The sequence below is a fragment of the Ditibartonella apis genome, assembly GCF_001952075.1.
GTDB lineage: Bacteria > Pseudomonadota > Alphaproteobacteria > Rhizobiales > Rhizobiaceae > Bartonella > Bartonella apis.
Window position 1 is genome coordinate 179,453 of sequence record NZ_LXYU01000002.1, and the last position, 14,835, is coordinate 194,287.

Sequence of the window (14,835 nt, forward strand, 5' to 3'; positions counted from 1 at the left end):
TGTTTCTTGCAACGCCATTTGACTGTGGATGATGCGAATGCAAAAAACGAACAAGAAAATACTTGTCAGAGGATGTGGCGTCGCCGGCTTGACCAGCGCCTATATGTTGGCAAAAGCGGGAGCTGAAATAACAATCTCGGCTCCGGCGGATTCTCCGCGTGGAGCTGCAAGCTGGTATGCAGGCGGGATGCTTGCCCCCTATTGCGAACGAGAAAGTGCAGAAGCACGTGTTGAAGAACTGGGGTTACAGACAATGCAATGGTGGGCAGAGACCCTACCTGATCTAGTAACACATCATGGCACCCTCGTCGTTGCGCCTCAACGAGACAGCGCAGAATTGAACCGTTTTTCGCAACGCACCGGCGGGCACCGTTTAATTGATGGCGACGAAATTGCAAAACTCGAGCCCGACCTTGCCGGACGTTTCAACCGGGGGTTGTTTTATGAGACAGAAGGCCATATTGATCCTCGCAAAGCGTTGTTGGCTTTGAAACAAAAATTAGCCGATATGAATGCGCATTTTGTTGACGTTGGAGCAAGCGAAGACGGTTTTGATTTTATCGTCGATGCAACAGGCATCGCCCGTCTGGGACAGGACAAAGACATGCGTGGTGTTCGGGGTGAAATGTTGCTCGTGCACAATACCGAGATTTCCTTTTCAAGACCAATCAGGCTCGTTCATCCTCGAATTCCGCTTTATATTGTTCCCAGAGACAATGGAATTTTCATGATTGGTGCAACCATGATTGAAAGCAATGATGATCGGCCGATTACGGCGCATTCAATGATGGATTTTCTGAATGCCGCCTACACTATTCATCCATCCTTTGGAGAAGCCGACATTGTAGAAATCGGAGTAGGCGTACGCCCTGCCTATGAGGATAATTTTCCGCGAGTAAAGCAGGACGGGAACCACATTTATGTCAACGGCATGCACCGCCACGGATACCTCATCTCGCCCGAGATGGCCCGTCAGGTAACTGAAATTGTAATGGGCTGATAAAAAATGCAGTTATTCGTTAATGATGAAGAAAAGAATGTACGCGCCGAAACGCTTTCGGCTCTTTTAAACGAACTTGATTTTGAAGGTAATTGGCTTGCGACAGCGGTCAATGCCGAGCTTGTCAGTGAAAGCGAACGCGAACATTTCAAATTAAAAAACGGCGATAGAATTGAAATTCTAAGCCCTATGCAGGGAGGTTGAGCACGTTGCTTGAACTTTATGATAAAAAATTTTCGTCCCATCTTCTGTTAGGAACGGCACAATATCCATCACCAAAAATTCTTGAGGAGGCAATACGTGCTTCCCATACAGAGGTTGTAACGGTATCTCTACGTCGCGAGACGGCAGGCGGAAAACAAGGAGGCCAGTTTTTTTCTCTTATTCAATCCCTCAAAGTATCCATTTTACCAAACACCGCCGGATGCTTTACAGTAAAAGAAGCTGTTACAACGGCGCACATGGCGCGTGATCTTTTCAAAACACCCTGGATTAAACTGGAAGTTATAGGCAATGCCGACACATTGCAGCCGGATGTGTTTGCTTTAGTCGAAGCTGCCCGCATTCTTAACGAAGAAGGATTTCAGGTTTTTCCTTATACGACAGATGACCTCATTGTCGCAGAAAAGCTTGCTGATGCAGGATGCCGTGTCATTATGCCATGGTGTGCCCCTATCGGATCGGCAAAGGGGCCGAGGGATGTTGACGGCTTGCGTACAATTCGTGCCAATTTTTCCGAGCTTTCCTTGATCGTAGATGCCGGAATCGGTCGCCCGTCACATGCGACTAAAGCTATGGAACTCGGTTATGATGGTGTATTGCTCAATACAGCCGTCGCCAAGGCCGGTGATCCGGTATTGATGGCGGAAGCGTTTGCAAATGCTATAAAAGCCGGACAAAGTGCATATAAAGCCGGAATGCTGGAGCCCAGAGATGTTGCTGTTCCTTCAACACCGGTGTTTGGAAAGGCAGTATTTTGATTAGATTGGATCCTTTTTATCTTATCGTTGACAGTGCAGACCGGATCGAAAAACTGATACCGCTTGGTGTCAAGCTGGTACAATTGCGCATGAAAAATGTTCCTCCAGAGGTTCTCCACCAGCACATCCAGAGGGCAAAACTTGTTTGCAAACAATTTCATTGTCAATTGATTATTAACGATTACTGGAAAGCGGCAATTGAAGAGAAATGTGACTTTATTCATCTCGGGCAGGAAGATCTCGTCGCTGCCAATGTCGACAAAATAAAGAAAGCAGGATTAAAACTTGGTGTCAGCACACATGATGCAAGCGAGCTTAATAAAGCGCTTGCCGTGAAGCCGGATTATGTCGCGTTGGGGCCTGTCTATCAGACCATATTGAAAAAGATGAAATGGCAACCTCAAGGTTTAGAAAAAGTGACCCGTTGGAAAAAGCTCGTTGGTGATCTTCCACTGGTTGCAATCGGCGGATTGAATCCGGAACGTGCCAAGGCTGTATTGGAAGCCGGCGCCGATAGTGCTGCCGTGGTAACCGATATTGCCATGAACGAAAATCCAGAAGACCGTGTAAAACAATGGTTGGAAGCAACACAAAAATGGCGCTGATGCCGAAAATACTCATTGTTGCCGGAACCGATCCGACAGGCGGCGCGGGTATCGTCCGTGATATCGAAACAGCAAGCCATTTTTCGGTCAGAACGGGGCTTGCTGTCACTTCCGTTAATGTGCAGGATGACCACCACGTCGAAACAAAGCTGCCGATGAATGAGGATATTATCCGCGGGCAAATGTTGGCAGCGCTCCGGTCTGATAAAATTTTGGCTATTAAAGTGGGAATGACGGGATCGCCCGAGATCGTCGCGGCAATATGCAGCGTTCTTGACAATTTTTCTGATATTCCGGTTATACTTGATCCGGTCATCCGCGCTTCATCAGGCGGTGTCCTTGCAGATGACAGAACAGTGACTGCCATTAAAGAAAAGCTGTTGAAATATTGTTATCTCGTGACGCCCAATCTTCCCGAGCTTGCTGCTTTGACCGGTGAAAACCTTTCCGAAAATCATTCCCAAACGATCGAGCAGGCAAAAAAACTGTTAGCTTCCGGTTCGAAATATGTTCTTGCAAAAGGCGGGCATGAAAGGGGAGATATTGCGATCGATAGTCTTGTTTCCTCTTCCCGTACCACCAATTTTTCGAATTCACGTGTCAATGCAACGATGCGAGGGACAGGATGCACCTTATCAACTGCCATTGCCTGCGAGATAGCCAAAGGTAACTCATTGGAAGATGCAGTCAAACACGCGAAAAACTATGTCTATCAATTGTTGCTGGAACGTGTCGCTTCTTTTTCAAAAAGTTAAATTTTTTAAGAGTTAAAAAGGCCGTCTTTAATCACAGCCCGATTTGCATGTTTCATTTTTATAGATTTTTCCATGACTTTTTGGCTATTTCCACGTCACTTGAAAAGGACCACAATGCAATCAACCGGAATTGCCAAACACGGAGGAAATCGTTGATGATAGACAAGAATCGTGTTTCCGTCATTTGTAGTGACATTACGACGCTTGATGTTGATGCCATTGTCAATGCAGCCAATACAACTCTTCTTGGCGGTGGCGGAGTGGATGGCGCAATCCATAGGGCAGCTGGTCCCGAACTGCTTGCCGAATGCAAGGCGCTTAATGGTTGTAAAACAGGTGAAGCCAAGCTCACAAAAGGTTACCGTCTTCCCGCCCGCTACATTATCCACACAGTCGGACCGATCTGGTATGGCGGCGTCGACCATGAAGCAGAAAAACTTCAATCATGCTACAACAATTCGCTTGCAATTGCGAAAAACGAGCAGTTCCAATCTGTCGCATTTCCTGCAATTTCATCCGGTGTTTATGGCTATCCCCACAAGCAAGCGGCAAAAATTGCTATTTTCACCACTATCAAGTTTTTGGAAAATAATAATTTTCCCCAAACAGTCGTTTTTTGTTGTTTTTCAAAAGATATGGAAAAGATTTATCGCGATCAACTCCACTTTTTTCATCTCGACGCATAAATTTTTGAAAATGCGAAATGCAAATTTTCTTCTATCAAGGCGTTTAACAAAAGCTGGTACACAGATGACAACTAAAAGCTCCAATTTTTCAGAAGTTAAGCCAATGGTTGGGCATTAACGCCAAAATAGTCATCCCATATTTAGGGTGGCAGCAAAACCTGGCTTATCTGAGAGTGTTGCGCAAAACCATCAGATCACTGAAAATACTGTAGAGAAATGCTGCTCAACAAAGATAACTGGTTTCAGACGAAGTAAATTATGCAATATGGTTAACGAAGGGAGCCAAATTATGCTGATTCGTCGCTTTTCTATATTGTTTTTGACTTTGGTTTTTGTAGCTGTTTTGGGTGCTTTCGCCTTGTTTCACGCGAAAACTCCAGCTTATGCTAAGCCAATTTTTGCTCCCGTAACAACACAACCGACAAATTAATGATTGGCTTGCGCCGCGTTCTTGGCGGCAATCAGAATGAGTGAACATTCCGGCAAATCCGGCTTTGAAACTTTTGCGTTCATTTGGCTAATTTTCGTTGTTTTATCGACTATACCGCTATTTGCGAGTTTATTTTCACCTTTTCATCCGCTTTTTGATTCACTCGCCGATATTCGCATTCCTCTGGCCTTTTTAACAATCATATCGGCTCTACCTCTTTTTCTTACAAAATATTGGCGAAAAGCTCTTTTCCCGATTGCATTTGTCGGTGTTGTCATCAGTTTAAGCATGAATGATGGCGGCGTTTCGCCAAACTCCGGAATGCTAAAAAGCTCGACTGTCAAACTGTTTCAGGCCAATTTGCGTTTTGACAATCAAACTCCGGAACAATTCCTGGCTCTTATAGAAAAAGAAAAGCCTGATATTATCACGGTGCAGGAAGCATCCGCAAAATGGCGCGACTTTTTTCAAAATAACAATTTGAAGATTATCGGTTGCGTAGCCGACAATGATCGCGCAGGTGCGACAGGCGTTATCCTGTCAGATAGTTTTTTATCCCATTACGGTTTTTCCGGTTCTCCTATCGTCACATGTTATGATGCAACAACGACCCGTGGTTACGTAGCAAAAATAAAATTACAGGGAGATAATCCAAACCATCTTCAACTTGATATCATCTCTGTCCATCTCGCCTGGCCATGGCCGTTCGGGCAAAATTTACAATTGGACGAACTCGAAAAGGGTGCATTCAGAAATGATCTTGAGAGCAATATTTCCGGACGAATTGTTGCAGGTGATTTCAATAGCGTATCTTGGAGCAACACCGTTTCAAGAATGGAAAGGCTAACCGGTACACGTCACATTTCCGGCATCGGTCCAACATGGCTTTCATATAGCTTTCCCGCTCTTTTACGGCCTTATTTGGGACTCCCTATTGACCAGATTCTGCTTTCCAAGGACATCAAAACTACGAGCTTTAAACGCCTTTCATCGTTTGGCTCCGATCATCTACCGGTACTTGCCGAATTCTGTTTCAAATCTGACCGGTTTTGACACAAAAACTCAGTTAAATTCCGGCGATTCCATGAAACTCTGAGAAAAACAAAGCCAAATCCGGACTGAATGAACCTTTTTCTGTTTTATTTTTGAATTTCTTTAAACGTTACGCATTTTAGTTCAGACCATTTTCTCGTAACGAGATTTTCTAAAAATGTTTATGGAAACACCTATGTTCACGAATAACGAAGCCTTATTCGACCTCATTTCGGAGAGTGCCGACCACGTAGAAGAATATGGGTTGACGGTCGACTTGCAACGGTTAAATGAAAGCGGCGCACTTCGTGCCTGTTTGCCCAAAAAGCTCGGTGGAAGCAATTGGGCTTTGACAAAAAGCGAAGATGAAACGAAAGCCGCATTCGATTTTTTACGCAGGCTTGGCAAAGCCAATCTTTCGCTGGCTCGCCTTTTCGAGGGGCATCTTCATGCCGTGCGTCTTATCGAACTTTTTGCCGAAAATCGTTTGAGAAAAAACATTTTTTCCAAAGTCAAAGAAGGTGCTCTTTTGGGAGTTTGGGGTGCCAGTCTCAATCAACCTTTGAGATTTACCACTTTGCCGAACGGAAAAATCAAGCTCCACGGTGTAAAACGTCTGGTAACCGGATTGGGAATGGTTGAATTCGCAATTATACGTTTAAGGAACAACGACGATGAGTGCGACCAGCTTGCTGTGGTAGATGTCACCGATACAGCCCGACAAAATATCGAATACTGGGATGCTTCGGGCATGCGCCCTACTCTTACCGGTTCGTTCGATTTCTCTGATATGGAAATAAGAGAATCCGATCTTTTGGGAAAACCTGGCGATTTCCATCTGGAACCCCATTATATTGGCGGCGTCTGGCGCCATAGTGTTGCCCATCTCGGGGGTGCCGAAGCCATTATAGATACCTGGCGCGAAATGCTCATCCGGAAGAACCGCCTTGATGACCCTTTCCAGTTAACGCGGCTTGCAAAAGCAAGATCGGAAACATTGGCGGCGTCTGCAATGCTGTTTAAAACTGCTTGTCTCGTCGAAGAGGCAACGCGCAAACCCACGAAGGCTAATGTTGACGATGCAGTTCTGGCCTGTCTTCTGGCGCATGACCAGATGGAAGATGTGTGCGTCCGAATTCTTAACCTTTGCGAGAAATCACTTGGCATGGAAGCCTTTATCGAACGTTGCCCGATCGAGCGGATGCGGCGTGATCTTTCTATGTTTATCCGCCACATTGCTCCTGATGCAAGGCTTCTCAAAGCCGCAGGTTTTCTCATGGAGCGGCATGGCGAACCGCTGTGGTGAACCTGTTTATCGACCATTATAAATTTCAACGCATCAAAAAGCGCTGCATGACATAAAACAATAAATTCCTTTTGTTGGAAATATTTGGGCGCCATAGCGCTCAGGGCTTCTCCGAAAAGTCAAATTTTTGCACCCATTCGATTAAGGAAAATTACAATTTGCGTGTCTGACCGGTTTTCATAATAGCGGCATCATCCGACAAGATTTTACACTCGAGAGCGTCTTCGCTTGACTTACGATGATGCGAGGCGCTCGTTATCAAAAACATCTGATATCCAAGCTTGAAGAGCTTTATTGCTTGGTCTATTCATTAGCTTTAAAAAACAAAAGGCTAATATGTCAGAGCGGCACAACAACACGATTTCCTTCGAGGAATTGCTTGGCTTCTATTCCGAAGCCGGTGTCGACACGCCCCTTGCTGACAAACCAATTGATCGTTTTAAGCAATCGGCTGAAATAGCAAAACGGTTAACTGCTGCCGCACATGAAACAACCAATCCACCACAAAGAGGAACCGTTCACTCCGCTACCCGCCATGCTGCAACGCCGCGTATTTCGATTGAAGGACAAGTAGCGACAGCAAATGAACTTGCCCGCAATGCCAGAAATCTTGATGAACTGTTCGACGCACTCAAATCCTTCAACGGATGCACATTGAAACTTACCGCGAAAAACACGTGTTTTGCAGATGGCACGCCACATTCGAAACTGATGCTCGTAGGTGAAGCACCGGGGCGCGAAGAGGATTTACAGGGCATTCCTTTCGTCGGTCGATCCGGCATGTTACTCAACCGTATTCTCGCGGCAATCGGTTTGAAACGCGAGGGCGTTTATATTGCGAATACTATACCATGGCGTCCACCTGGTAACCGTACTCCGACCCCCATGGAAACCGAGCTTTGCCGTCCGTTTATCGAGCGACAGATAGAATTGGCTGCGCCAGAAATTCTTGTTGCTCTGGGCGGGCCAGCTATGCAGGTGCTGACCGGTGTCAAAAACGGTATTATCCGCACGAGAGGAAAATGGCTCTCGCATCAGATGGATAACGGCAAAACCATTCCGGTTATGCCAACATTTCACCCGGCCTATTTATTGCGAACACCGAGCCAGAAGAAACTAGCCTGGGCTGATTTTCTGGAAATCCGCAATGCGCTTGACCAGCGGGTTTAAGCATTCGGGATTTGCACTCAACGGTGTTTATGAAACAGTGCACGGTGGCGTGTATGGTTTTTACCGATAACATGGGACTCACGCAATATAATGAAAATGCCCGAGCCGATGACGAGGCACGCACCGAACAACATTGCTATTGTCGGAACTTCATCAAAGACGAAATAGCCGCTCAAAAGGCTTAACAACATTGATGTATATTCAAATGGTGCAACTGTTGAAGGTTCGGCATGCCTATAAGCCTGAGTCATAAAAATTTGCGCAATGCCACCGAATAAACCGGCCAGAACGAGCATGGAGGCCTGATAAATATCGGGAACAACCCATCCGAACGGAACTGTAATTAATGATATAATGCTTGACGTTATCATGAAATAGAGAGTGATCGTCGTTGTCTTTTCGGTAAACACAAGTTTGCGGACAAGCAACATCGCGATGGCTGCCATGATTGCTGCACCAAGCGCGGAAAGCGCACCGATTGAAGCGCTGACATCGGCATTTGCCGTACCAAGAATGGTAAGGCGTGGCCAAACAATGATCAACACACCGATAAGGCCGACGATCACCGCACTCCAACGATAAAAATAAACTTTTTCATGAAGAAAGATGGCACATAAAACCACAAGAATGAGCGGTTCGCCATAACCGATGGCAACTGTTTCGGGAAGCGGTAGAAGGGTCAAAGCATAAAAGCTGAATAGCATTGAAAAAGTGCCGAACATTCCCCGAAAAACATGTCCGGTCAGGTTTTTTGTGTAGAGCACCGTTTTAAGCTGTTTGAGTGACATGACCCAAAGGATGATCGGGACAATGCCAAAAAACGATCTAAAGAAGCTTAATTCGCCAGCCGGAACGCCTTTGGCCGACTTCAAAAAACTATACATCACCACAAAACATACGACCGACAAAATCTTCATCCAGATTCCGAGCATGACATTCCCCGAAGGGGCATGCGGAATAGCCGGTGATTGTTTTTCCACGAGTTTTCTCCTGTCGGTAAAGCGCTTCATTGGCGGTCGTTAAGACTAAAGGAATAAAATTGCCAGTTGCTTTGCGTAAGACATCTTTTTCGTTCATATACAACGTCGATGTCAAAATAAATGTTTTGACCGTCGCGCAAATGATATTTCCCATTCACATTGGTGTGCATGAACAGAGATTTCTTTTCGAGCCGGTTGTCGTTTCGACAAAATATGCTTACCTTCATGATAAACTTCTATAAAAAGGCACGATTTATGACCAAATCTGACACTCCAGTATATCGTCTTGAAGATTACTCGCCCACCGATTACGCAATTTCCAACACCGAGCTTGATTTTTCGCTTCACCCCACTGAAACAATCGTAAAATCGAAGCTTTCGCTTTCCCCCCGAAAAAACACAAAACCGGGAACACCACTGGTTCTTGTCGGGGACGAATTGAAACTGTTGTCAGTGGCAATCAATGGTCAGAAACTCGAACCTAAAGACTATTCGGCAACACCTGATAAACTTGAAATTCACAATCCCCCTTCAGGCAAATTTATTCTTCAGGTTGCCACGCAAATCAATCCCAAGAAAAATCGCCAATTGATGGGGCTTTATCTCTCTAATGGTGTCTATTGCACACAGAACGAGCCACAGGGCTTCCGCCGGATGACCTATTTTTATGATCGTCCCGATATTCTGTCGGTTTTCAGAACCCGGATCGAAGCGGATGAGAAGAATGAGCCGGTACTTCTTTCCAATGGCAATCTTGTAGAGACCGGAAAACTTGAAGGCGGACGCCATTATGCAATCTGGGAAGATCCGCATCCAAAACCATGCTATCTTTTCGCTCTCGTTGGAGGTGCTCTCGACCATTATGATGACAGCTTTACCACGATGTCGGGACGGAAGGTAAAACTCGGAATTTATGTTGAAAAAGGAAAAAGGGAACGCGCGGCTTATGCAATGGATTCACTCAAACGTGCTATGCGTTGGGATGAAGAAAAGTTCGGGCGCGAATATGACCTTGATATTTTCAATATTGTCGCTGTTTCCGATTTCAATATGGGCGCAATGGAAAACAAAGGACTTAATGTTTTCAATGATAAATATGTCCTTGCCGACCCTAACACAGCAACAGATACCGACTATGCCGGCATAGAACGCGTTATTGCACACGAATATTTTCACAATTGGACAGGCGATCGCATTACCTGCCGTGACTGGTTCCAACTTTGTTTAAAAGAAGGTTTGACAGTCTATCGCGATCAGGAATTTTCGTCTGACCAACGCTCGCGCCCTGTTCATCGTATTTCCGATGTTCGTGTACTGAAAATTGCGCAATTTCCTGAAGATGCTGGCCCCCTTGCCCATCCGGTTCGCCCACGGCAATATCGTGAAATCAACAATTTTTATACGACAACCGTCTATGAAAAAGGAGCAGAGGTCGTACGCATGGTTCATACCATGCTCGGCGACGAGCTTTTCCGCAAAGGCATGGATCTTTATTTCCAACGCCATGATGGCGAGGCTTGCACCATTGAAGACTTCATCGCCTGTTTTGCCGATGTTTCAGGACGTGATTTATCACAATTCATGCTGTGGTATGAGCAAGCAGGAACACCGACAGTAACCGTTGACAGCCATTATAAAGATGGTGTCCTGACACTTGATTTGACGCAGACTGTTCCCGATACTCCCGGTCAATCGAATAAAAAACCGATGGTTATTCCCCTTTCCTTCGGGCTTTTGGGCAAAAACGGTAAGGATATGCCCTATCAGGCCGATAACCATATTGAAAACAATGTCATTGTTTTGTCCGAAGCAAAGCAAACCGTTCATATCCGGGACCTGAAAGAAAAGCCGGTTTTATCGCTGCTGCGCGGATTTTCGGCCCCGATTAATCTGAAGATGGAAGAAAGTGACGATGACTTGGCTTTCCGCGCACGCTTTGATGCCGACGAGGTCAACCGCTGGGAGTCACTCAACCAGTTAATGGGTAAGGCTCTGGTTGCTGCAATTGCCGACCATACGCATAAAAAACCCGAGATGCCTGAAAAACTTCAAGCCCTTATTGAAGCACTTCTTGACGATGACACGTTGGAACCTGCTTTCCGGTCACTTTGCCTCCAATTGCCTTTGGAAGTCGAACTTGCCCGCATGATCGGTCATGATGTTGATCCTGACCGCATCTTTAATGTTCGCCAGTCTTTCATGAAGTCGCTGGCTGAACATTTAAAACCGAAAATGCTGCAAGTTTTCGACAAAATGCAGACAGCAGGCCGTTATTCGCCAAAAGCCGAACCGGCTGGCAAACGTGCGTTGAAAAACACCGTTTTGAATTATCTGGCACTTGCCGAAAACACACCTATCCGTGCTTTTGAAGCCTATAAGACAGCTGACAACATGACAGATAGGATGGCAGGGCTAACCATTCTGGTTCATCATTTTAATGAAACCGATGGAGCTAAAGAAGCACTATCCGATTTCGAAAAGCGTTATGGCAACGACCCGCTTGTTATGGACAAGTGGTTCTCTGTTCAGGCGACAGTTCCTGGCGAGAAAACCTTGGCGCATGTCAAAGAGCTTATGAAACATCCGCTCTTTTCGCTTGATAACCCGAACCGGACTCGTGCGCTTATTGCCGCATTTGCAGCTTCGAACCAGACGGGCTTTAACAGGGTTGATGGTGAAGGATACAAGCTGCTCGCTGATATTATCCTGACTGTAGACAAAGAAAACCAGCAACTTGCTGCGCGTCTTTCAACGCTCACGCGCTCATGGAAGCAACTCGAAACAAAACGTCAAAATAAACTCAAGGAACAGTTGGAACGGATATTGAAAGCACCAAAGCTTTCGGTGGACGTTTCCGACATCGTAAGCCGCACACTCGGTTAACAATCGAAATTCCGGCGGGAAGAAGATATTTCTTCCCGCTTTTTTCTTGAAAATTTTCTGAAATATTCCTCGACGCTACCCGTTAAAACGGCCTTTTCCTGTCAGGACGCTGTGACAGCGTTAAAAAATTATTAAAGCTTTTGTTCTAAGCTTGATGAATGAAAAAAGATCCCACGCAAAGAAAAAGCTGGACAGGACGAATCAGTTTTGATTCATTGGGCTTGTTCGGATGTTTTGCGTACCGAATCAGTTCTCCGGTTTATCCGTTAACTTTAGAGGGGGCCAGAAATGGCGCATTTGGACGCGTTAGACGCGCCCACAGGGACGTTTGTTGATTCAAAACCTTCGCAAAAAAAGCGTAAGGCCGGGTCAGCTCATGTCGATTTGCTTTCTGGTCCAGCCTACAAAAGGCTGCTCACAATCGAGCCATGGCTGCGTCGTGCCATACCTCTGATAATTCTGATTTTTCTCGTTTTGCTTGCAGCAACCCGTCTGGTCCAGCTTTACGAATGGCGGCAAACAATTGATACAACAACAAGATCGTCCATCATGCTGGCAACCGGACATATCGGCAGTTCTGTTGACCGTGCTGTCTATTCAAAAGAACAGGATGAACCGAATTCCGGTTCAATTTCAAACAACGATTTGCAAAACATCCTTATCGACTTCCGCACACAGGGTTTGATTGCAAGCTCGGCCCGTATTGCTATCGTTGATGAAACAGGCACTGTCGTTGCAGCCTCGGGGATGGAGACGCTGATCAATCATCCCCTGTCGGATTCAGTTGGTGATGCACAAGCTCTCTTTGTACTCGGACGCAGTGCCGGTGTGATGGAAGTCAAAATTGACGGAAAAGCTTCATTGGCATCATTCGACCAGGCCGCACAAGGAAAATTCGGTGTGTTTGTCGGAGAAGAAAGCGAGCAGATATACCTTGAATGGCGCAAAACCGTTTCAATCAATATTACGATTTTCGCCGGAACAGTCGGCGTCATACTAGCCATTCTTTACGCCTATTATGCGCAAGCTGCGCGTGTTCGTGATACCGATCTCATTTCTGAAAAAATCCAGAACCGCATCGACATGGCAATGATGCGCGGGCGTTGCGGCTTATGGGACTGGAACATGGCAAGCGGACGCGTTTATTGGTCACGTTCCATGTATGAAATGCTCGGTTTCAAACCAAAAGATGCACTTCTGTCGATCTCTGAAATCACTTCCATTATCAATCCTGCCGATGCCGATCTTTATGAACTGGCACGTGATTTGATGAGCGGTGAAAAAGATCACATTGATATCAACCTTCCTATGCGCCACGCTGATGGCCATTATGTTTGGATGCGTATCCGTGCCGAGGTTGCTCAAGAGGAAGAAGCCCACCTCGTCGGTATTTCATTTGACATAAGCGAACAACATCAATTTGCCGAGCAGACGGCACAAGCTGATCTGCGTATTCGCGATGCTATAGAAAACATTTCGGAATCCTTTGTGCTGTGGGATTCGGAAGGTCGTCTCGTCATGTCAAACAGCAAGTTCCGTGAATATGCTTCACTTCCTGACCACATGCTGCAACCCGGGGTGCAAAGGGCTACAGTCGAGGCAATGGCAAAACCTGCCATCAACGAAATGTCGGTTGAGCAAGATGACACCGGCAACTTTACCAGTATCCGCCAAATGGCTGATGGAAGCTGGCTCAAAATTAACGAACGCCGTACGCAGGATGGTGGCCTGGTCTCGGTTGGTACCGACATTTCCGAACTCAAACAACAACAAAAAAGTTTGGAAGATAGCGAGAGACGGCTTTATTCCTTTATTCAGGAACTGAAACTCGCCCGCCAGAGCGCTCAACAGCGCGCCACCGAAGTTGAAAAACTGAACGAAAGTCTGCAATCGGAAAAAGAACGTGCCGAAAGCGCCAATAAGGCAAAATCCGAATTTTTGGCAAATATGTCACATGAATTGAGAACGCCGCTCAACGCCATTATCGGTTTTTCTGAAATGATGATACAGGGCACCTTTGGCCCATTGGGATCAGAACGCTATGCCGAATATATGAATGATATCCATAATTCGGGTACGCATTTGCTGACACTTATCAATGATATTCTTGATATGTCCAAGATCGAAGCCGGACGGTTCACCCTTTCAAGCGAAAATGCCGATCTTGAGCCGATTATCAGCGAGACATTGCGTACTTTAACGCCGCAGGCACAAGAAAAGAATATCACTGTAACAGCCGATATTACACCGAAACTCCATGGCGATATCGACCGGCGAGCCATTCATCAGGTGTTCCTTAATATTCTTTCGAATGCAGTCAAATTCACTCCGTCAGGTGGCCATATCGACGTTAAGGGCTATCAGAAAGACGACAAACTTGTCTTTGTTTTCGCCGATACCGGTGTTGGTATTCCTGAATCGGCCATTGCAAAACTTTGCCAACCATTCGAACAGGTTGAAAACCAGTTTACTAAAACCCATGCCGGTTCCGGTCTCGGACTTGCGATCTCACGTTCTCTGGTCGAACTTCATGGCGGAGCGCTTGATATTGCTTCAAAAGAAGGCAAGGGAACAACGGTTACCATCACCTTGCCGATTACCCAGAAACACTAACATCTATCAAACTTTAAAGTCTCATTCGCTCGGAATGTGTTCGTTAATAATCCCTCTTCTCCACTTCGGTTTTCTATGGTGATCGTTAGAGAAAACTCGCAACCTCTGTCAGAAAAAGGCGGCGTCGCTTAACTTTCACACGTGCCCGTTCATCATCCCCGCCGTTCATTATCATGCCCATCCATAATCGTGATTGTTCGCCAATCTTTCCGTGAGCAATTCCTCCCCTTATAAAAAGCTCACAACGACGATCAATTGAGGCTTTACGGTCACCGCAAACTGCAAGCTTTTTCAACGTTCAATTTGTTTCTTATGCCGGATTGTTGTTGATGCTGCCTGATAGTGCATTTTCCAACAACAAACAGAAAAAAGTGCAACAGCGTTTGCCGATAAGC

At 46.0% G+C, this 14,835-nt stretch carries 13 protein-coding genes; 11 read left to right on the forward strand and 2 right to left on the reverse strand.

The annotated features are described in order from the left end of the window. The first annotated feature begins 37 nt into the window (after window positions 1-37). The 9 genes from PEB0122_RS05295 (at window position 38) to PEB0122_RS05335 (ending at window position 7,964) form a co-directional block, all read left to right on the forward strand. Window positions 38-1,000: an FAD-dependent oxidoreductase gene (locus PEB0122_RS05295; protein WP_075915941.1), complete on the forward strand. Its 963-nt coding sequence runs from the start codon at window positions 38-40 to the stop codon at window positions 998-1,000. 6 nt (window positions 1,001-1,006) lie between these two features. Next, complete coding sequence (thiS, locus tag PEB0122_RS05300) at window positions 1,007-1,204, forward strand: sulfur carrier protein ThiS (protein ID WP_075870097.1); 198 nt, start codon at window positions 1,007-1,009, stop codon at window positions 1,202-1,204. Window positions 1,205-1,209: 5 nt separating this feature from the next. Continuing rightward, complete coding sequence (locus PEB0122_RS05305) at window positions 1,210-1,980, forward strand: thiazole synthase (RefSeq protein ID WP_075916278.1); 771 nt, start codon at window positions 1,210-1,212, stop codon at window positions 1,978-1,980. Beyond that, window positions 1,980-2,585, forward strand: a complete 606-nt coding sequence (locus PEB0122_RS05310) for a thiamine phosphate synthase (protein WP_075870410.1) — start codon at window positions 1,980-1,982, stop codon at window positions 2,583-2,585. The genes PEB0122_RS05305 and PEB0122_RS05310 overlap by 1 nt, the downstream gene beginning before the upstream one ends. Next, window positions 2,555-3,340, forward strand: coding sequence for a hydroxymethylpyrimidine/phosphomethylpyrimidine kinase (locus PEB0122_RS05315; protein WP_225867801.1), 786 nt, complete (start codon window positions 2,555-2,557; stop codon window positions 3,338-3,340). Before PEB0122_RS05310 ends, PEB0122_RS05315 begins: the two co-directional genes overlap by 31 nt. A 155-nt stretch (window positions 3,341-3,495) precedes the next feature. Next, a complete protein-coding gene (locus tag PEB0122_RS05320; protein WP_075916282.1) occupies window positions 3,496-4,026 on the forward strand; it encodes an O-acetyl-ADP-ribose deacetylase in 531 nt (176 codons plus the stop codon). Window positions 4,027-4,492: 466 nt separating this feature from the next. Continuing rightward, a complete protein-coding gene (locus PEB0122_RS05325; RefSeq protein WP_075915943.1) occupies window positions 4,493-5,509 on the forward strand; it encodes an endonuclease/exonuclease/phosphatase family protein in 1,017 nt (338 codons plus the stop codon). A gap of 175 nt (window positions 5,510-5,684) precedes the next feature. After that, window positions 5,685-6,794, forward strand: a complete 1,110-nt coding sequence (locus PEB0122_RS05330; protein ID WP_075916284.1) for an acyl-CoA dehydrogenase family protein — start codon at window positions 5,685-5,687, stop codon at window positions 6,792-6,794. Between the two features lie 336 nt (window positions 6,795-7,130). Then, on the forward strand, window positions 7,131-7,964 hold the full coding sequence (locus tag PEB0122_RS05335; protein ID WP_075870099.1) for a uracil-DNA glycosylase: 834 nt from the start codon (window positions 7,131-7,133) through the stop codon (window positions 7,962-7,964). A 17-nt stretch (window positions 7,965-7,981) separates the two neighbouring features. Here PEB0122_RS05335 and PEB0122_RS05340 read toward each other — a convergent pair whose 3' ends face one another. After that, entirely contained in the window at window positions 7,982-8,896 is a 915-nt protein-coding gene (locus PEB0122_RS05340; protein WP_075870414.1) for a DMT family transporter, read from the reverse strand. Between the two features lie 303 nt (window positions 8,897-9,199). Here PEB0122_RS05340 and pepN point away from each other — a divergent pair, with 303 nt between their 5' ends. Further along, on the forward strand, window positions 9,200-11,827 hold the full coding sequence (gene pepN / locus PEB0122_RS05350; protein WP_075916286.1) for an aminopeptidase N: 2,628 nt from the start codon (window positions 9,200-9,202) through the stop codon (window positions 11,825-11,827). 288 nt (window positions 11,828-12,115) lie between these two features. Next, complete coding sequence (locus tag PEB0122_RS05355; protein WP_075915947.1) at window positions 12,116-14,440, forward strand: PAS domain-containing sensor histidine kinase; 2,325 nt, start codon at window positions 12,116-12,118, stop codon at window positions 14,438-14,440. 85 nt (window positions 14,441-14,525) lie between these two features. Here PEB0122_RS05355 and PEB0122_RS05360 read toward each other — a convergent pair whose 3' ends face one another. Further along, window positions 14,526-14,735 carry a hypothetical protein gene (locus PEB0122_RS05360; RefSeq protein ID WP_075915949.1) on the reverse strand — a complete coding sequence of 70 codons (210 nt, stop codon included), beginning with the start codon at window positions 14,733-14,735 and terminating at the stop codon, window positions 14,526-14,528. Window positions 14,736-14,835 lie beyond the last annotated feature (100 nt).

What these genes read in the sequence shown, in the direction of transcription:
- PEB0122_RS05295 (WP_075915941.1), top strand. Translation starts at nt 38, where the DNA reads ATGCAAAAAACGAACAAGAAAATACTTGTCAGAGGATGTGGCGTCGCC.
- thiS (WP_075870097.1), top strand. Translation starts at nt 1,007, where the DNA reads ATGCAGTTATTCGTTAATGATGAAGAAAAGAATGTACGCGCCGAAACG.
- PEB0122_RS05315 (WP_225867801.1), top strand. Translation starts at nt 2,555, where the DNA reads ATGGTTGGAAGCAACACAAAAATGGCGCTGATGCCGAAAATACTCATT.
- PEB0122_RS05320 (WP_075916282.1), top strand. Translation starts at nt 3,496, where the DNA reads ATGATAGACAAGAATCGTGTTTCCGTCATTTGTAGTGACATTACGACG.
- PEB0122_RS05325 (WP_075915943.1), top strand. Translation starts at nt 4,493, where the DNA reads ATGAGTGAACATTCCGGCAAATCCGGCTTTGAAACTTTTGCGTTCATT.
- PEB0122_RS05330 (WP_075916284.1), top strand. Translation starts at nt 5,685, where the DNA reads ATGTTCACGAATAACGAAGCCTTATTCGACCTCATTTCGGAGAGTGCC.
- PEB0122_RS05335 (WP_075870099.1), top strand. Translation starts at nt 7,131, where the DNA reads ATGTCAGAGCGGCACAACAACACGATTTCCTTCGAGGAATTGCTTGGC.
- PEB0122_RS05340 (WP_075870414.1), bottom strand. Translation starts at nt 8,896, where the DNA reads ATGCTCGGAATCTGGATGAAGATTTTGTCGGTCGTATGTTTTGTGGTG.
- pepN (WP_075916286.1), top strand. Translation starts at nt 9,200, where the DNA reads ATGACCAAATCTGACACTCCAGTATATCGTCTTGAAGATTACTCGCCC.
- PEB0122_RS05355 (WP_075915947.1), top strand. Translation starts at nt 12,116, where the DNA reads ATGGCGCATTTGGACGCGTTAGACGCGCCCACAGGGACGTTTGTTGAT.